This window comes from Paenibacillus sp. J22R56, from assembly GCF_056269375.1.
In genome coordinates, this window is record NZ_JBWDNV010000005.1 from 151,384 (window position 1) to 171,195 (window position 19,812).

The window sequence follows — 19,812 nt, forward strand, 5'->3', positions numbered from 1 at the left end:
GGCGCACCGAATGGTGGCCTAGCCCTTTTGTTTATTCTTAGTAGCCGAGGATACTCTTCGTTTTTCCGAAGATTTCGTTAGCCATTTGCGAGTAACGGTCACTGCCGTTTGCTTGTGTTTGTTTTACATAGCTGTCGAAGTTGTCCATCTTCTCTTGGCCTGTGATGAATTTAAGCGTCATCGTGCTTACATAGTCCATAAGCGGCTTCGAGATCAGGTTCAACTGTTCGCTTTCGTCTGCTGTTGCCATAATTGGCGGTGTAACAGGACGAGCTTGACGGTTGTTCAGAATGCGGTTATTGAAGTCTATTTCGCCTTCTGTCATCTTCGACTGTCTCAGCTTTGTAGTACCGCCGTATGCGAATACGCCGCCGCCAAAGCCGTAGTCTGCGTTCAATTTCTTCGTTGCTGTAGGGTTCATACCGTTGTACGTAATATCTGGATTAAGTGTAATTTTACCACTTGCGTCCTTCGTATAAGTCTCGCCTTCTACACCCCACAGGCTGAGTGTTTGACCTTCATCGGAGTACCAGAGCCAGTCGACAAAACGAAGCATCTCAATAAATTTCTCTTCGCCCAGATCTTTCAGTGCGTTCTTGCTGATCATAATGCCGTTCTCAAGACGTGAGTTTTCAACTTGAAGCTGGCCTTTAGGACCGCCTGGAGGCGTGATCATCATAAGCTCTGCACCAGGATCTTCCATCTTCGTTTGGAAGTCAGTAAATACTTGGTAGTTGGCGTTGATTACATAGGTATCGCCTTTGTAGAATTTCGCTTTAGCTGCATCGTCTTCTTGCGTGAACGATTCAGGGTCCATAAGACCTTCTGTTACCAGTTTATTAAAGTACGAAACATAATCCTTGAAATCTTGTGTATTATCGGCAAATTCGAATTGTTTCGAATCTTGGTTGAAGCGCATGCCGTTTGCTTTACCCCAGCCAGCCGTTACGCCGTATTCTACAGCTGCAATATTCAAAGTCGCTTCGCCTTTGGATTGATCAGAGAATACATATTTCTTGCCTGTGAATTCTTTAACTTTTTTCATTGCCGCGTAGAAATCTTCATAGGTCCAGCTCGTTTCTTTGGACAGATCTACGCCGGCTTTCTCGAAAATATCTTTGCGGATGACAAAAGAGTAACCGCCGCCTGGTGCTTCCCACATACCAGGAAGAACATAGTATTTACCGTTAGCTTGCATTTTTACCTTCAGGTCATTTTCCATGCCCCAAGTTTTTACAGCTTTTTGGAAGTTAGGCATGTATTGTACATAGTCGCTGATCGGAACGATTTGTCCGCCTGCAACAAATGCTGTTTCATCATAAGTTTTAGGGATGATATATGGAGCATCGCCACTGTTTACAAGGAGCGATTTTTGGTTCTCATATTCCGTTCTAGCGACAACCGATAGGTCAAACGAAACGTTTGTTTTCTCTTTAATTGCGCTCCAGATTCTCCAGTCTTCTTTGTAAGGATAACCTTCGTTGTCACTGAACATCATGGAGTACTTAACGGGCTCATTGGAATGGAACGTGATATCCTCGCCAAATGTGTAATCCTCTGCAGGTTTATCCGATGCTGCAGGTGAAGCTGTACCATTATTCGCTGTTGGTGAAGCCTCGTTATTGCCAGACTTCCCATTGTTGTTCCCACTACATGCTGCCATTACGAACATGACCATGATGACCGATAAAATCAATGCAGTTGCTCTACTGAATCTTTTCATGCCGTGCCTCCCTTTTACTATTTATATATAACAGAAGTCGCCTAGCGGCAGTTCCGTTCTATATCGCGTTTACCCTTTCACTGCGCCAATCATCATCCCTTGCACGAAATACTTTTGTACAAATGGATAGATGCAAATCATAGGCAATGACGTTAATACCATCGCAGCAGATTTAACTGTCGCGGCAATCTGCGTCGTTTGTTCAGCGCTTGCTCCAAGTTCAGCCGGACTAATAGCCGTCTCAATAACTTGCCGTAAATAGAGAGCTACCGGCCATTTTTCTTTCGACTGCAAGTACAGAGAAGCATCAAACCAGCTGTTCCAAATCCCTACGATAACAAACAAGAGCATCGTTGCCAGAATCGGCTTAGATAAAGGAAGCGTAATGCGAAGGAAGATCCCATAAACATCAAGCCCGTCAACTTTCGCCGATTCCTCTAGTTCATTAGGCAGACTGGAGAAAAAGGTTTTCATTAATATAACGTTAAAGGCGCTGATTGCACCGGGAATAACAAGAGCCCAAATCGTGTTACGCATATCCAGCGTTTTGGCCACCAGAATGTAGTTCGGGATCAGTCCACCGCCGAAATACATCGTGAAGAGAACAAACGGGATAAAAAACTTGTTAAGACGAAGCTTTTCTTTCGAGAGCGGATACGCCATTACAGCTGTCGCCGATACGGCAATAAGCGTACCAACTACTGCATACAAAATCGTATTGCCGTAGTACTGGAAGAAATCCGGCTTACTCAAGATAACTTTATAAGTAAGTGTAGTGAACTCTACAGGATAGAACGTTACCTTCCCCCCATAGACGGCGGCCTCAGAACTAAAAGACTGCGCAATGAGATAAACAAATGGATACAAGGTAAAGAGTACGACCAGCGTCATAATTAAGGCATTGATGCCATTAAACAATCGAGAACCTGAAGTTACTTTCACGCTTAAGCACTCCTTCCTACCACAGACTTGATTTCGTCGTTTTTTTCGAGATCGTATTCGCGATCGTTACCAGAATTAAACCGATAACCCCTTCGAACAGACCAACAGCCGTTGCATAGCTGAAGTTAGCGTTCGTAATACCCATCCGGTAAACGTAGGTTGAAATAACGTCTGCCGTTTCATAGGTAAGTGGATTGTACAAGAGCAAGATTTTCTCGAAGTTCGAGCCCATTATGCCACCGATATCTAAAACAAGAAGCGTCATAATGGTAGGCAGAATACCTGGGATCGTAACATGCCATGCGAGTCTAATCCGGCTGGCGCCGTCAATCCGGGCTGCCTCATACAATTCGGTGTTGATACCTGTCATCGCTGCGAGGTATAGAATCGTACCCCAGCCAAGACCCTGCCACATACCGGAAGTCACATAAATGGTAGAGAACCATTGTGGCAGTGAAATAAATGCGATTGGCTCAATGCCGAGATGTCCAAGCATAGTGTTGATCGGGCCTGACGCGGACAACATCTCTTTCACCATACCGGCCAAGATAACCATCGATATAAAATGCGGCAAATACGAAACCGTCTGAACGAACTTCTTCAGCTTCAACCGCCGAATTTCATTAATCAACAAGGCAAAAATTAAGGTTAATGGGAACCGTACAACTAGGTAAGAGATACTTAAGAATAAATTGTTGTAAAATGCCCGCCAGAAGGTAGGATCCTTCATAAACATCCTGAAATATTGGAATCCAACCCATTCCGAACCAAGGAAATTCGGTCCGCCGCGATACTTACGGAAAGCGATTACATTTCCGATCATAGGCGCATACTTGAAGATGATGAAATAGATCAGAGGAATAATAAGGAATGAATACAGCTTCCATTCTTTTCTGACATGCCTCCAAAGAGGGGATGCGTCCAATGCCTTGTTCGTGCCTTCCATTTATCTCCACTCTCCTCTAGTCCATTTTGTCTACGCCGCCCTTAAATATAGCTATATTTAACTATTTAAGTTGCCACGAATAACGGACTATACTATGAATACATGCAATTTTAATGTCATACTTCGACAAATGTATTCGCTTTCATTGGATTCATTATATCCCTATTTGTTTTCCCCCTCTTCGTAAATATAGCTTTTCACTTCTCATATATTGCCTTTTTTGATAGACTTATTGCTTTTCGGTTCACAGGATGCCATTATCTGATAGGTAGCAATCTGACTAACGAGAGGAAGAATGATTGATGATCCCAGTCCTTAACGGTGCCAAAGAAACAGTCTCATACGGTGAACATTCCGGAATTCGAGTTTTCCTCAACAAGGAAGTCGAGAATTATCCCATTCATTGGCACACCGCCGTGGAAGTCATTATGCCGCTGGAGAACATCTACACGGTAATCGTTGATGAAACAAAGCATGTCCTCTATCCAAACGATATTCTAGTACTGCCACCAGGAGAGCTTCATGAGATTTTTGCACCGGATTCCGGAACTAGGCTGATCCTGCAATTTGACAGCTCGATGCTGTACGCGTTAAATGGCTTTGATTCTACCTTCCATTTGCTTCGTCCTTACCTGCTCATTACTGCTGAACAGAATAAGGAGCTTCATAGCCTGTTACGACCTATGCTTTTAGAGCTTGTGAACGAATATTACAGCCATACGATGTTGAAAGAAGCTTCTGCCTACGCGAAGCTCATCTCCTTTTTTGTTACGCTGGGACGTAACTTCATGCATGAGGAACGTCGTTTTCCACGTACAAAAAGCCATAAGCAGCATAAATACATCGATAAGTTTTTGCAGGTATGCAACTATATGAACGAGCATTGCACTGAAGATATTCACGTTGATGAGCTTGCCGAGTTGTCAGGCTTCAGCAAATATCACTTTACCCGTATGTTTAAGCAGTACATGGGATTATCCTATTACGACTATCTGATTCAGCACCGTATCATGCATGCCGAGAAGCTGCTTACTGATCCTAATCTGTCCATTATGGAAGTGGCTATGAGATCCGGCTTTGGCAGCCTGCCGACCTTTAATCGCGTGTTCAAAACGTATAAAAAATGTACGCCTTCGGAGTATAAGGCTTTGCACGGGAGAGGGTAAAAACCGGATAACTTGACAAACTGCGCATTCGAATGTTCTTCCGATCGCCATTGCTTGGGGATTCCTTTGAACTATTCCAATAGGATTGGAATCCCCTCACAAAAGCGAGCACTACGTTTCTCCAGAATCATTCGAAATGCTCCGTTGCATTTAACCGTTTTTTTGAGAGGGAATAAAATCAAGTGGCCGTGCAGGTTTATTCTGCACGGCCATTTGTTTATAAACATTAGAGGCTGCTTCCCTTTAATTTGGGTAAGCTCTGCTTACTCTTTTGAATAGACACTGTCGCTGCGACCAAGGCGAGAACTAGTACAATGCCTGCTACTAATGGATTGTATAGTACTGTGTCGTTCCAATCTACAACCATTCCTCCAACACCTGCGCCTGCAGCAATCCCAACCTGTGTGACTGAAATATTCAAGCTGATGATAAGATTCGAGGATTGAGGCGCTCTCTCGATGAAATAGGTTTGTGTAGCTGGACCTAAAGTAAACATCGACATGATCCACAAGGATAGAAGTGTAAGGGCGAGCGGGAAGGAATCGACGGCTAATGGCAGAAGAAGAAGCGCTAAGACATGGATCATAACTCCAATCATAATTAATTTGGCACTGCCCCATTTGTCTACAGCTGAGCCTCCAATCCGTGCACCAACTGCACCTGCAATACCGAACAGCAGCATCATCATGCCAATTTCAGTTGTACTTCTATGAAGAATTGAACTAAGGAATGAAGCGATATACGTAAACATAACGGAGTTGCCAGCTTCTCTAAATAGAACAAGCAGCAGTGCGAAGAAGATGACAGGATTAGCTAATACACCTAACTGCTGCTTGAAAGGAACTGGGGAATCACCTTCGATCTGCGGCAGCAGAAGAGTGAGGCCAATCAGAATCACAATCCCTCCTGCTCCGAGGACCAGAAAAATCATCTGCCAGTTAAACATATTGGTTAAAGCAACTCCAAGCGGTACACCAAGGATCATTGCGCTGCTGAATCCGAGAATGATCGTCCCCATTGCACTGCCTATTTTTTCAACCGGCACCAGCTTTGCTGCTGCGCTGAATGCTGCCACCATAAATACACCTGAGCTAACTCCAAGAATCATCCGTCCAGCCATTAATACAATAAAACTGGTGCTTACAATTGAAATCAAATTGCCTAATATAAAAACGGCGATTGCCATAAGCATTAGCTTTTTCCTCGGAAATTTGGCTGTAAGTGTGATAATAATTGGCGTTCCAATGGCAAAAGCGAGCGAATAAGCCGTTATAAGCTGTCCAGCAAGGCTCACCGATATTTGCATTTGATCCGCTAATACATTTAAAATTCCAGCGATCACGAGCTCCGAGGTTGCCGTAAAGAATACCGCTATCATTAAGACATAAATCACCATTCGATTCATAACTGCACATCCTTTCTTCCTCTTCATTTGCTTGCTATATTCGAATTATAACGAAGCAACTTACTTTTAGTAAGAACGCAATTTGTTTTGCTATAATCCATCTATTTGGAGTAACTAACCATTTGGTAAGTGACTTTAACACAAAAAACCGCAAGAGCACGAAGCTCTTGCGGTTTTAAGGAACCTTCTATTTAAGTACGACTAAACCTTGGATGAGGCGAGTCGCCCCATTTTTGAACCCATTTCTCCATCTCTCTGAGTGCTGCTTGAAAATCTCTGCCCTTCTCCGTCAACGAGTATTCCACGGATACGGGTACCGTCGGGAACACTTGGCGCAAAACAAGACCATTGTTCTCCAGATGACGAACCGTATTCGTTAACGATTGGGTCTTCACGACCGATATGTTCCGTTGAAGCTGATTAAAGCGAAGTGGTCCAATCATCAGCTCCTCAAGAACAAGAAAAGCCCACTTTGCCCCTAAAATCTGCAGAACTTCACAAATGCTTGAGCCTGTATTTTCATTGTTGATTGCTTCATTGTTGCCTTCCATGTTGTCCCTCCTACTATCATCAGCTGCCCTCACTATCAATCGGTATCGCTTTTCCATTCTTAATGACTTGTATACTATCAATCTTATGATTCTTATTAATCTTGAAAATAGAAAGTTTCTTCAACCGTTCATCTTGGAGATCAGATGTCTCCTTTTCTTTCATTATAATCGTAAAGACTTGACCGCGGATCTCCGCATGAATATCATCCAGGAATTTCGCCGGCTCACCTTGCTGAATTGTTGCATAGTTCACGATAAAGTACTCATCTTCACCTACTCGAGAATATAAGAAGATCCCATTTTGGTCTTTGAACTGATCGACAAATGCCCTAACCTCTTTATTCAGATGGTTGAAGTGTACTTCCTCCAATGAGGATGAAGAACGATTGCATCCAGTAAGAACAAAGATAACCAATAAAAGAATACAACCTATCTTGTTCAATTGATTCCTCCATGTACATGGGATACGCCGCTATATGCTGACTTTACCACAATTAGCCAATTCTGCACACTACATCTGAACCCATCCTCGCACCTTATATATCCGCTTACGCGCGAAAAACCTCACTATTAGCGAGGTTTTTCGCTTTTCTATCCTTTAATCGAGCCAAGCAGCGCGCCTTTGGCAAAATGCTTCTGAAGGAACGGATATACGGCCAGAATCGGAAGTGTAGCGACTACGATAACCGCCATCTTCACCGCCTGATCCGGTGGGGGCACGGCGCCGTCAAGGCTGGAGCTATAATCAAATCCGCTTGCTAGAACGACGATTTGACGCAGCAGCACCTGGATCGGCCACATTTTGCTGTCGTTCAAGTACAAAATTGCATTCAAGTACGTGTTCCAATAGGTTACAGCATAGAAAAGCGAAATGGTCGCAATAGCCGGCATCGACAGCGGAAGCACGATTCGGAACAGGATACCAAAATCGCTGCAGCCGTCAATCTTTGCCGATTCCTCCAGCCCTTCCGGAATGTTCTGGAAGAAATTGCGGAGAATGATCATGTTGAACGCACTAATCGTGAGCGGTAAGATAAGAGCCGCATACGTATCGATTAAATGGAGCTCTTTTACAACAAGAAAGGTAGGTATAAGTCCCCCATTAAACAACATGGTGAATACAACCATAAACATCAAGCCCTTGCGGCCATCGAGATCTTTGCGGGACAAACCGTATGCCATCATCGAAGTAACAAGCATACTGAAGGCTGTACCAATTAAGGTTATTCCGATCGATACCGCTATGGAGCGGAATATCGTATTCGTCGAGAAGACGAAGCGATAAGCTTCAAAGCTTATATCTGTCGGGAAAATAATAAATTTCTTGACCGCCATCTCCGCGCTTGTCGTTAAAGAGCCGGCTACGACATGGATGAACGGGAGAACGGTGGCTAGCGAAAAGATCGCGAGCAGCGTAAAATTCACGATGCCAAACAGCCGGCTTCCTAATGTGCGATCCTGTATCATGCTGATTCCTCCTGGTCATAGCTTAATAGATTCCTTCTGATCCGAATTTCTTGGAAAGCCTGTTCGCAGAAATGACCATGACAAGCCCAATAACGGATTTAAACAGTCCGATCGCTGTACTATAGCTGAACTTCCCTTGCTTTAATCCCGCCGTGTATACATACGTATCAATAATTTCCGCTACATCCCGATTCATCGCATTAAGCAGCAAATAGACATGCTCGAAGCCAAGCTCCAATACATCGCCAATCTTCAGAATGAGCAGTACGATGATAACGCTGCGGATGGCTGGAAGCGTAATATGCCAGATTTGCTCTACTCGTCCCGCGCCGTCCATACGTGCTGCTTCATACAGCTGCGGGTCGATCGCTGCCATAGCCGCCAAATAAATAATGGTTCCCCAGCCAGCTTCCCGCCAGATGACCTGAAGAATATAAGTTGGACGGAACCATTCCGGGCTAAGCAAAAAATTGATTTTTTTCAATCCGAATTGTTCAAGGACCGCATTTACGATCCCTCCATCCATCGTCAGCATCACATAGCTGATCGACACGATAATGACCCATGACATAAAATGCGGCAAATAGATAAGGGTTTGGAACAATTGTTTGAATGAATTCATCCTTAGCTCATTCAGCATTAAAGCCAGTACAATCGGAATTGGAAAATAAAACAATAAATTAAAGCCAAACAATATTAACGTGTTACTCAATATGTTCAGAAAATCGGGTTCGGTAAATAAACGGTTGAAATGCTCAAAGCCTACCCATTCACTTCCCTTTATCCCCTTGAACGGTTTAAAGTCCTGGAACGCAATAATCAATCCGAACATTGGCGCATACTTGAAAATCAAAAAATAGAGGAGTCCTGGCAGCACCATGACATACAGCCATATATTGCGGCGAAGACGCCTCGTGATCCCGCTTCCTGTTCTAGGCAACTGCACTTGCTCCGGGTGAACGATCACTTCCCGCATCCTGCTTCTTCCTCTCTTCATGTGTAGATCGAAGAGGCGGTTGATGGATCAGCCAGCCTCTTCGGCTTTCCTTACTTGGAACGAATTATTTTTTGTACACCGCATTAAACTCTTCGATAATTTTGTCGCCGCCGCGTTTTTTCCACTCTTCGACCGCTTTATCAAAGCCGGCTTTATCGATTTCACCGTAAATATACTTGTAAGTCGCATCCGTAATGAGAGTTTGCAGCTCTACCCCTTTTTCTGTATAGGTCGGGGAATCAAGTGCTGCAGTAGGATCCATGATGGCAATTTTCTCATTCTCTTTTGTAAAAGCTTCTGCGTTAATACGTCCTGGCAATGTATAGAACCCTTCGTACATGCCATTCGTCTCTGCTTCACCGATCAGACTGTCTTTGAACCCTTTAACCTCACGTTCAATCAGATCGCCATCCTCTGTAACCTTTGCCTTACCCTCTTCTACGGTATAATGCGTTCCTTCAATTCCCCAGAACATGGTGTTCGCAACTTCAGGTGTCATCAACTTATCGTAGAATGCCAGTACTTTCTTTAATGCCTCTTCATCTTTAATTGCTGATTTCGGGAACAAGACAACGTTGTTGTAGCCTGGAATCGCCCAGGTAGCTTGCTCGCCGTTTGGCCCTTTAATAAGAGCTAATGTATCCACAACCGCTGTTGGTACGTTTTTGATCAGGTCTTTATTCAAAGAATCGATGTCCGACATGGAGCCGATGTAAAGGCCAGCCTTGCCGCTTGTAAACAAGCTGATTTGATCGGTTTTGGATGTTGCTGCAAAATCTTTGTTCATGGCGCCAGCATCACGGATTTGCTTCATCGCGTCCATAGCTGCTGTATATTGTGGGAAGGTGAAGTCTGGCTCCAGCTTTCCATCCTTTTCGCCCCAGTTATTTGGCGTAGCATACCAGGAGGCAATCGTCTTAAATGCACCATAGACCAAGTCATTCCGGTCGGCGAGTCCAATCGTGTTTGCTTTTTTGTCCCCATCCGGATCCTGTTCGGTAAAAGCTTTGGCCATCGCGATCACTTCATCTACCGTCTCGGGCTTCTTCAGTCCAAGAGAGTCGGCCCAGTCCTTGCGGTATATAATGCCTTGGCGGGCAAGTGGTCTGCCGATATACAGCGAATATAGCTTGCCGTCTACCTTCGTATTGTTCAAGATGAGAGGCTTCAGCTTGTTTAGATTCGGGAATTCGCTTAACAGAGGTCCGATCTCCCAGAACTGACCATCACGAATCGCACCTTTCATTTGAACGAAAGTCGCTTGGTTTTTCAAATACGTAACTTGCGGGAGACCACCGGTAGCCAAGGTCGTGTTTAGTTTATCTTCATAAGTGTCAGCCGGGAAAAATTGATACGTCAGCTTCGTATTCGTCAGCTTCTCGATCTCATTCTTAATCGTGTCAGGTGGTGTCTGTGCAACGTTAAGCGGGAGCATAATCGTAATCTCTGTTGGCTTCTCCGCTGCTGGTTCTGATGCCTCCGGCGAAGCTTCCGTACTTGTCGTTGGAGTGGCTTGATTGCCCCCGTTATTCGCTGGACTGTTATTATTGCTGCTGCATGCAGTAAGAACCATGCTGAGGCTCATTACCGTTCCTAATAGAAAAGCAAACCCCTTTTTGTTCATGTTCATTGGCCTCCACCTCGATATTGGATGTGCTGCAGATCAACCATACCTCCCGCCCATTCATTACGGATACAATCATTCGTACACATTAACCGCTCATCTAGCCTGATCTGAAGAAATGATTATGATCCTCTCCGATGACAACAAAAGAAATCCGCCTCGCAGACACGAGGCGGATTTCTTAACCTTCTATTCAAAATAGGATTTCGTATATTCCTCAATAATCTGCTCGCCGCCGCTGCGCCGCCACTTCTCAATCTCTTGATTAAATCCTGCTTCATCCATTTGTCCAAGAATATATTGATAGGTCGCATCACTGATGATCTGGTTCAAATCCTCACTATGCTCATCAAAAGCGACGGATTCGAGGTTCACTGTTGGATCCTTAACGATAAACTTCTCATTATCGACGCTCAGCTTCTCAGCTAACGCCAGCAGCGGATCTTCCTGTGCGACCTGCATCAGATTGGGATTGCTCAAATCGGCAATCATCAAAGAATACAGTGGGCTGACTTCGTCAATACGAAGCTGTTCATTCTTAACAGGAAGCTGTACTTCTTTGCCTGCCAGTGTATAGTGCCTGCCTTCTATTCCATATTTCATCAAGTTTGCGGCATCTGCTTCCATTGTTCGGTCAAAAAAGCCAAGCACCTGCTTCAGCTCATCCTCCGTCTTAATCGCACTCTTCGAGAACAGGAACAGCCCATTGAAATTGGGAATCGACCATACCTTGTAGCCTTCAGGTCCTTCAATCCGGTTCACGACTGTAAAGCGCGCCTCAGGATTAAACTGCTTTGCTTCATTCGATAGACGCTGTACATCCGTCATACTGCCGATATAAACACCAGCTTTTCCACTGATGAGCATATTTCGCTGGATATCCTTACTGGTCACGACAAAATCCTGGTTAATGAGCTTCTCATCATACAGCTTCTTCATAAAGTTCATCGTATCTCTATACTGCGTTGTCTCGAACTCCGGAATAATCCGATGATCTTGTGCAATCCAGTTATTTGGGGTGCCAAAATAGGAACTAAGCGTCTTGAATGCTCCAAATACAAGATCATTCCGGTCCGTTAACCCAAAGGTATCATCTTTTCCGTTCTGATCCGGATCTTTGACTGTAAACTGCTTTAGTACGTTATAAAGCTGATCAAGCGTTTTTGGAGCTTCAAGCTGGAGATTCTCCAACCAATCCTCCCTAAGAATAACACCTTGCCGAGAAGACGGCCGCTCCGTGTACAAGCCATATATTTTACCATCAACTGCCGTTTGGCTCAGAATATTATCATTTAACCTTCTAAGGTTAGGATATTCGTCTAAGTATGACCCAACCTCCCAGAACATGCCGGAGCGAATCGCGCTCTTTAGAAATATGTAATCGGTATATTTCACAAACGTCGCTTTCTTGAGTGAATTCATCGTTAATGCCGCATTCATCTTATCCGTATAAATTTCGTCGGGAACCCAGTCGATCATGAGCTTTGTACCCGTCATTTCTTCAAGCTGCTGAACGAGAGCTGAATCCGGACCTTGCGGAAAATGAAGTGGAGCCATAATCGTGATGACAGGCCTGGATTGACTCTTCTCAAATACTTCTGATCCGGTCTGATTGCTGCATGAACTAAGGAAAATCGCCGCCATCACTATTCCCGAGATTCGCTTCTTTCTGCTGATTACATCCTTTAGAAACATCGAAATTCCCCCTGAATCTGCAATAATGATTACTCTAGGATCTAATGATTATTGTCCAATCGATGGTAAATGACCTACAATATACACATATAAAGAGGATAAGGTGTTGGTAATGGATGCGCTCTTTTAGTTTTCTAACCAAAATGACCGTCTTCGGTTTCTTGTTAAGCACATTGCCCGTATTATTCATCGGCATCTTTTCATACGTCACTTCATCAAACGAAATACAAAAAGATGTAAATAAAGGAAAATATCAACTTCTTGTTCAAATTAATGCCAATGTAGATCAAATCCTGACAACTGTCAACCATACTTTAAATCAGGTCATCAACTCCAACGTCTTAAAAAAAGCGATGAACAGCCCTTTAAATGTAAGCGATTTCACACTTTATGACAACTTACGTGATGAGCTTCTACATATGCAATCCTTTGATACGAAGCTGGAAGACGTCGTGCTGATCAACAGCCGCCATAACTGGATGATCAAAAATTCTGGTCTATATCGGTTTGATCAATATGCTTACCACGAACAGCTGTCAGCGCTTATACAATCCAACGAGAATACCGCTTGGACGATGAATCCATCCGTCTGGTTCTATAGCGAAGAAAGCGCAGACAGCGGCAAGTGTGAATATAACATTAGCCTGATCAAAAAACTGCCAGTTACGGAACGTAACCCATACGGGCTCATCATGGCTAACATTCCTTCCTGCAGCCTGCAAACCTTACTGCAATACGATCCCGAGCAATCGGATACAACAATGGTTTTGGACGACAAGCATCGTATCCTGCTTCACCCCGACCATTCTGTGATTGGTCAATCCATATCGGTTACCGGATTTACTGATGCAGAGAAGCTGAACGAACAATCCGGGCAATTCATGTCACTCATTAACGATCAGAAGTACTCGGTCACTTATTATAAATCGCCAACCAACGGCTGGATCTATCTGTCCTTCACCTCTATTGCCAGCTTGACGAAAGAATCGCAAAAGATTGGCATTTACACGCTTGTTGTCTGCTTATTTATGCTTCTTGTTACGATGCTGCTCGCATGGATTGGTTCAAGGCGGATGTATTCTCCTATTCAAATACTGCTGAAGCAGATGGACGTTCGCACCCCAGAGATTCGGCAGAACCGTAAGAATGAATTCCAAGCAATAGGCGAGCAAATTCAGCAGCTCTTTCAATCTAAAACCCAGCTCGAGAGTGAGCTTCAGCAGCATCTTAAGCAGGTTCGTACGTTATTCCTAGCCAAAACGTTCCAAGGTCAGGTTAAAAATAACGATCTCACTGAACAGCTGGAGAGGTTTGGCTACAGCACGCAGCTTCAGGCGTGGGAATCGCTGGCTGTTGTCACCTTCCAGATTGATTCACTGGATGGGACCCGCTATGAGAAAAGAGATACAGAACTGCTGTTATTCGCCATTCATAATATGATTGAAGAACTTATTCCTGCAAGCAACAGGCTTGGCTCTGTGACGATCGATCATACCGTAGCGACTTTATTTGGCAGTGCAACGGTAGAGATAAACGACTTTAAGACCGCCTTATTTGAATTAACCGAGCATTTGCAGCAGCAAATCCAGACGCTGCTCGAGTTAAAAGTCAGCATCGGGATCAGCTTACCTTTCGATTCGATAGCACATATTTCACTCGCCTATCAAGAAGGCTTGGATGCGCTGAAGCATCGTCTCAAGTTAGGGGAAGGTATTGTCATTCAGTACGAGAACGTTAACCAAGGCAAACATTATTTGAATATCAACTATCCGAGCCATCTGGAGAACGAGTTGATTGATGCGATCAAATTGGCAGATAAGGATAAATCGAAGGAGCTGCTTCGTTCCTTCCTTGGACCCGTCTTCTCAGATCAGATGTCACCGCAGGAATATCATCTTCCGCTAGTTCGATTATTGAATAGTTTATTGATTGTGAAACAAGAATCAGGGATTAGCCTTTATCAAATTCATCCCGGCAAAAGCTCTTTATTTGAGGATCTTCTTCATTTGAATACGGTGCCGGAAATCGAGGAGTGGTTCTGGACGAGAGTGATTCATCCGATGATACAAATCTTCCGGGATCGGCAGGATGCTCAATATCATAATATATCGGAAAAAATTATCGATCTGATTCATCATCATTACGATACTGATCTTTCGCTTGAGGAATGTGCATCGAGGCTTAATTATAATGCCAACTATTTAAGCAGCGTTTTCCGTAAAGAAACAAACAGCTCGTTCAGCGAGTATCTGGCGACTTACCGGTTCAGCATGGCCAAGAAGTGGCTGAGAGAAACCGATATTTCGATCAAAGACATTGCCGCACGTCTTTGCTACAATAATCCGCAAAACTTCATCCGTTCGTTCCGCAAGCTGGAAGGGATTACTCCGGGGCAGTACAGGGATAAGCATGTTTCTTCTTAGGGTTAAAGGCAGCTCACTGCGCATTCGAATGTTCTTCCGATCGCCATTGCTCGGGGATTCCCTTGAATCAGCTTAATAGGGTAGGAATCCCCAGAGCAAAAGCGAACGCTTCGCTTCTCCAGAATCATTCGAAATGCTCCGTTTGCTTTAACCAGTGTCTAATTTATTGTTGAGCAAACTGTGCATGCATATCATCAAACAAACCTTTAAGATTAGCGGCGGCGTTGTCTGAGAACATCAGCTTCAAATTGTCATCCGATCCCTGAGCGGATTCCGAGGAGTATTGATACATGTTCTCCTCATAAATTTGGATTGCATGCTCGATATTATCGTTTCCCGCGATAGCTAGCGCAAGATTGGCTGCATCAAGCATAGCAAGATTCACGCCTTCCCCTGCGAATGGAGACATCAGATGTGCTGCATCTCCAATCAGTGTGACCCCTGGTTTCCGTTCCCACCGCAAACCAAGCGGCAGCATATAGATCCGTCTAGGCAGAACCGTATTATCTGCATATCGAATATAATTTTTGAGCATGTCGTCCCAATCTTCGAAATGCGTTAATAGCTGATTCTTTGCTTCTACAGGCTGGTCGAATGGAATACCGCAAGTATCAATCCATTCCTGTTCAGTCGTAAAGGTTAGGTACACTTTGATTTTTCCGTCCCCGTTTAACTGAGCTAATATGCCTTTACGATCATCCAGTGCAAATACTTTACCTCTCGCATTAAAGGCAGCAAGATCCGGATGTGCATTTGTATCCACATGGAGCTCTACCATACTAAGCCCGGTATAGGTTGCCTTGGCGTCCGTCAGAAGTGGTCGAATACGAGAGAAAGCACCATCCGCTCCAATAACAAGATCAGCAAGTTCCGTCTCTCCATTGTCAAAATGAAGCTCATGTCTGCCGTCAGCGAGCGGAATCGCTTCTGTCAGCTTATAGCCGTAACGGATCGTTCCTGGCTTCAGATCCTTCAGCAAGAGATCGCATAGCTCGCCACGGTCAATCTCTGGGCGGCCTCCGCCACCGTCTTCCTCTGCTACCTCATCCATATAAACCTTGCCCGACTTATCGAACAACCGGAAGTCTTCACCTTCGTAACGGGCAATCGCCTGGAATTGCTCAAGCAGTCCTGCTTCTTTCAGTGCCAGCTGGCCAGAATCCTCATGAATATCGAGTGATCCACCCCGCTCAGCGTTGCCCTTCACTCCACCACGTTCATATATCGTTGCCGCAATGCCATGCTTCTGCAAGATTAAGGCGAGTGTAAGTCCACCAGGTCCTCCACCGATAATTGCGATTCTTTTCTGTGTGTTAATTGTTGTCATAATAATCAGCTCCTATATGGAATGATGTTGTTAGTTTGTCGTTGCTATATGACTACAATAACTTGCTTACTTAAACCGAATTTAAACGGAACGTAAAAAACCACGCTCCATGATGAAGTGTGGTTTCTATTCGGAACTAAAAGCCTGTTTTAGGTATCTCGACTGGTGCTACATCATATGGTTGGATCGATCCCGCACGCACATCATACATCCGCTCATGAGCTAGCTTAACTCCTTCTATAAATGGGGCATAAGGCCGGTTGCATACATCTACTACACCTATTTGATAATTCTCTCCATCAAACCGCCCAAGTACAGGCTGATCATTCCATTGAAAATAATGGACACCAATCAGCTCGGGAATAGCTGCTGCCTGTTCCACAAAATATCGGTAAGCATGCCCACGCTCCTCTTGCGTTGCTACTGCCCTGATCCCGTATGCCAGCATACCGCTGTCTGCTGCACCAAAGTGGTATTCGCCAATCATCACTGGCCTGTTCAGTTTCCTGCTTATCTGGATAATTTGGTCCCTGTCAGGAGAAAACTGATAACAGTTAAGGGAGAAGACGTCAAACCATTCGCAGCCTTCGAGCACTTCATCGCTGCCTACCCAGGCATATCGCATGCCTAAGTTAAGATGGTTAGGATCTATTTGCTTGCACAGCCCTGCAGGTAACTCCACATAACGGCGAATCAGCAAACGGTTAAATGAGGCATAATCCGCATCACGTGCAGGTTGAGAATTAACTATGCTATTCTCAGATTGAAACAGCTGCTCAAAGCTGCTGTATGCACTTCCCCAAGTTGCATTTAATTGCTCCACGTCCACATATTTATCTCGCAGCCACTGGGCAAATCGTTCTTTGCTGGCAAATCGCACTGGCGATTTCATCATTTGCTCAGTCAGGTTGAGACCATCTACGAATGCCCAGTGAGGTTCATTGCGTAGAAAATAACCAATCATACGGCGATCATCCAGCAAGGGAAGCAGTTGCTCAGCGAATCGTTTAGAATTCTGCTCATAATCTGCACTAAACACATCCGGAAAATCCCGAAAGATTGTCTGCTCTGTTTGCGGAAAATCAGACATCGGAAATACATAAGGAAGCTGGGTGCTCCGGATAAAAGAGGGATCAGACCAATTGCCAATCGTGTTGAAGCCCCATTGTCTCAAACGGTAATCGGTTAACGTTGTCCAAGCTGAACGCCAATGTTCACCAAATGCCCTAATAAGATTGGCAATTTGGAAGCTGAACTCTTTCCCATCCTTCGACCATGCATCCCGATAGGTTCCTTCCTTATCAGGCAGCGATGGCAGCAGATGTTCCATGCCGGTTACTCGCATAGAGGAGGACGGACCAACGCAGTCCATCCCTGTACTAAACAAAGCAAACCCTTCAGGATCAACAAACCACCAGTTGCTCCCATCATTTTCTGTACGGAAATAACCTGTTGCTTCAAACTGAAGTCCTCTCCAGCCTCCATAACGGCTAATCCTGTTGTCTAACTTATCTGCTCTAACATCAAACACTAGCTTCTGCTCTGTCTGCAAATCATCCACAAGTTCATTTGAATGTTTCGTCTTACCCTGCCAGTCCCTGTTTCTTAATTGACCTAACTCATCTATATAAAGATCAGCCTTATAATCTGGTATCGGTTCCGTCTTGCTTAAGCATATACTTCGGATTTCTACACTTCTGTCTGTTGTTGATGGAATCGTAGAAATAGAGAATCCAATAATCCTTTCCCGGTCAACCTGCGCATCCCCTCGCAGCACTGTTTGCATGACGCCTGGAAAACGCGGGAGAAACAGCTTCTCTCCATTAAGATGGACAAGCGGCAGGCAGATCATTGTGCTTACACCTGGAAGAGTACCTACATGATAAGTAATGGAACGATTGTCTTCATCGTAAAAGCTGAACAACAACACCAGCACGTCATGGCATTCGTGATACACTTCTAAATATACAAAATGATAATTAACCCATGCTTCAGCAGCTAGATTTCCGAGTGTAAGCGCCATCCCACCTCCAATTGGCGATGTTGTCATCCGACAGCCTCCTGTAGGATTAGCTTCAAGCAGTGTTTGTTCATCAACTTGGAACCACCCTATAGGCACCGATAGTGAACCCTTCATAGCTATGCCTCTTTCCATCCAAGGATTATCTTACTGGTATTAGTTGAAAGAGCTGCTTGTTTGCTCCCTTACGCGGATCATAAACAAGCTTGGATTCCAGCGTTATTTCTCCGTTGCTGCTTCTTTGCTCAGAAGATGCTGTTAGAACAATCTCGCCACAGCCAATCAACAATCCCTCTTCGTCAGCTGGAGTAAACTGCCAAGGGAATTCATCATTACCTGCTGCTTCAAGGTTCAGTGAACCTGAGGCATCCGTCTTCAACACCTTATCACCGCTCCGCAGTCTCGCCATCCCTGTAGAGTCGTATTCCACCGTCCATTGCTGCTCTTGATCTCCATAAGCGAGTTTACGAATCTCCAATTGATCTCCTGCGGCAAGATATTGCCCTGTCCCGATACTCTTGATTCGAATACGATTGCTGCCAGTCCCTTGTTCTGCCTTCAAATTACCCGACTTTAAATCGATATTTATCAGATCCGCCCAATCAAGCTTCATTTCCCGATCCGAAGGAAAACTAAGCGGAAGGAACACATAAGAAGAGGCATGATAATGAGAAGGATCCCAGCGGTCACCGACATACAGATACGAGGTTTGTCCACTTTCCGTTCCTGTAATCGGAACAATAAATGCAGGCTGGGAATCATACGTAGTCGCATCCCCCAAATGCTGCAAAGGAGACCATCGGCCGGTCAGGTCTTCCGACCAGGCATAAGTTCCTTGATTCGGCAGCCAGCCGGTACAGGCAGAAGAAATTAGAAAATAGACCCCGTTACGCTTCATAATCGCCGGTGCTTCTCGTGCCTGACCCGGCCATAAAATTTTCACCTGCTCTTCAATACTTAGATAATCCGGCGACAACCGGTACATGATCAAATCCGCATTCTCTCTTGCCGCGGATACGAAATATGCTGTACCATCATCATCCTGGAACAACGTGCAGTCTCTCGACATATGACCAATCGGATTAAAACTGCCCCGGTAAACATAATTGCCATCCACCGTATCACAATCAGCGATCGCACAACGCGCATCAGAGTAATCCCGCCCGTTCTCCCAATGCATCCACATCACATATCGTTCAGTGGTTGCATTAAACAGCACTTTCGGGCGTTCGATAACCGCTCCCGTACCGTAACCACGATCAGCGCCTTCCTTCGTTTCAAGTGTGAGCGACGCACGGTGATAAATCGGCTTCACTGGTGAGTCCAACGTAAGCACATCATTCCGCCATTCCCAGTGCGACAAATCATTGGACCGGTAACAACTTACTTTCCGTCTTCCCGTCCGGTTTTCTCCAAACCAGTAATAATACCCGCCTTCGTAGAGCATATGACCTCCATGTGCATGGACGGGGTTGCCGTTCTGATCCACAAGCGGCTCAATATTAGACATTTTCATTAATAATTCC

General features: G+C 44.8%; 15 protein-coding genes. 2 read left to right on the plus strand and 13 right to left on the minus strand.

Going from position 1 to position 19,812, the window contains the following annotated elements:
* Positions 1 to 37: 37 nt before the first annotated feature.
* The 3 genes from AC0YNT_RS13670 to AC0YNT_RS13680 all read right to left on the minus strand — a co-directional run bounded on the left by AC0YNT_RS13670 (position 38) and on the right by AC0YNT_RS13680 (position 3,611).
* Complete coding sequence (locus AC0YNT_RS13670; RefSeq protein ID WP_475805088.1) at positions 38 to 1,723, minus strand: ABC transporter substrate-binding protein; 1,686 nt, start codon at positions 1,721 to 1,723, stop codon at positions 38 to 40.
* Positions 1,724 to 1,792: 69 nt separating this feature from the next.
* Positions 1,793 to 2,614: a carbohydrate ABC transporter permease gene (locus AC0YNT_RS13675; protein ID WP_441890497.1), complete on the minus strand. Its 822-nt coding sequence runs from the start codon at positions 2,612 to 2,614 to the stop codon at positions 1,793 to 1,795.
* A 67-nt stretch (positions 2,615 to 2,681) separates the two neighbouring features.
* Complete coding sequence (locus AC0YNT_RS13680; protein ID WP_475805089.1) at positions 2,682 to 3,611, minus strand: ABC transporter permease; 930 nt, start codon at positions 3,609 to 3,611, stop codon at positions 2,682 to 2,684.
* A gap of 302 nt (positions 3,612 to 3,913) precedes the next feature.
* On the opposite strand from AC0YNT_RS13680, the gene AC0YNT_RS13685 reads away from it, so the two are divergent.
* Positions 3,914 to 4,777, plus strand: a complete 864-nt coding sequence (locus tag AC0YNT_RS13685; RefSeq protein WP_475805318.1) for a helix-turn-helix domain-containing protein — start codon at positions 3,914 to 3,916, stop codon at positions 4,775 to 4,777.
* 226 nt (positions 4,778 to 5,003) lie between these two features.
* Here the strand turns inward: AC0YNT_RS13685 and AC0YNT_RS13690 are convergent, their stop codons facing one another.
* From AC0YNT_RS13690 to AC0YNT_RS13720, 7 genes are all read right to left on the minus strand, one after another.
* Entirely contained in the window at positions 5,004 to 6,182 is a 1,179-nt protein-coding gene (locus AC0YNT_RS13690) for an MFS transporter (protein WP_475805090.1), read from the minus strand.
* A gap of 191 nt (positions 6,183 to 6,373) precedes the next feature.
* Entirely contained in the window at positions 6,374 to 6,733 is a 360-nt protein-coding gene (locus AC0YNT_RS13695; protein WP_475805091.1) for a winged helix-turn-helix transcriptional regulator, read from the minus strand.
* 19 nt (positions 6,734 to 6,752) lie between these two features.
* A complete protein-coding gene (locus tag AC0YNT_RS13700; RefSeq protein WP_475805092.1) occupies positions 6,753 to 7,175 on the minus strand; it encodes a hypothetical protein in 423 nt (140 codons plus the stop codon).
* A gap of 149 nt (positions 7,176 to 7,324) precedes the next feature.
* Complete coding sequence (locus tag AC0YNT_RS13705; protein ID WP_167279815.1) at positions 7,325 to 8,200, minus strand: carbohydrate ABC transporter permease; 876 nt, start codon at positions 8,198 to 8,200, stop codon at positions 7,325 to 7,327.
* A 22-nt stretch (positions 8,201 to 8,222) separates the two neighbouring features.
* On the minus strand, positions 8,223 to 9,176 hold the full coding sequence (locus AC0YNT_RS13710; protein ID WP_475805093.1) for an ABC transporter permease: 954 nt from the start codon (positions 9,174 to 9,176) through the stop codon (positions 8,223 to 8,225).
* Positions 9,177 to 9,261: 85 nt separating this feature from the next.
* Entirely contained in the window at positions 9,262 to 10,821 is a 1,560-nt protein-coding gene (locus AC0YNT_RS13715; RefSeq protein WP_475805094.1) for an extracellular solute-binding protein, read from the minus strand.
* A 189-nt stretch (positions 10,822 to 11,010) separates the two neighbouring features.
* On the minus strand, positions 11,011 to 12,516 hold the full coding sequence (locus tag AC0YNT_RS13720) for an extracellular solute-binding protein (RefSeq protein WP_475805095.1): 1,506 nt from the start codon (positions 12,514 to 12,516) through the stop codon (positions 11,011 to 11,013).
* A gap of 116 nt (positions 12,517 to 12,632) precedes the next feature.
* Between AC0YNT_RS13720 and AC0YNT_RS13725 the strand changes: the two genes are divergently transcribed.
* Entirely contained in the window at positions 12,633 to 14,939 is a 2,307-nt protein-coding gene (locus AC0YNT_RS13725) for a helix-turn-helix domain-containing protein (RefSeq protein WP_475805096.1), read from the plus strand.
* A gap of 163 nt (positions 14,940 to 15,102) precedes the next feature.
* On the opposite strand, the gene AC0YNT_RS13730 is transcribed toward AC0YNT_RS13725, so the two are convergent.
* The 3 genes from AC0YNT_RS13730 to AC0YNT_RS13740 all read right to left on the minus strand — a co-directional run bounded on the left by AC0YNT_RS13730 (position 15,103) and on the right by AC0YNT_RS13740 (position 19,802).
* Positions 15,103 to 16,266, minus strand: a complete 1,164-nt coding sequence (locus AC0YNT_RS13730; RefSeq protein ID WP_475805097.1) for an FAD-dependent oxidoreductase — start codon at positions 16,264 to 16,266, stop codon at positions 15,103 to 15,105.
* A gap of 136 nt (positions 16,267 to 16,402) precedes the next feature.
* Complete coding sequence (locus AC0YNT_RS13735; RefSeq protein WP_475805098.1) at positions 16,403 to 18,403, minus strand: beta-galactosidase; 2,001 nt, start codon at positions 18,401 to 18,403, stop codon at positions 16,403 to 16,405.
* Positions 18,404 to 18,428: 25 nt separating this feature from the next.
* Positions 18,429 to 19,802, minus strand: coding sequence for a family 43 glycosylhydrolase (locus AC0YNT_RS13740; RefSeq protein ID WP_475805099.1), 1,374 nt, complete (start codon positions 19,800 to 19,802; stop codon positions 18,429 to 18,431).
* Positions 19,803 to 19,812 lie beyond the last annotated feature (10 nt).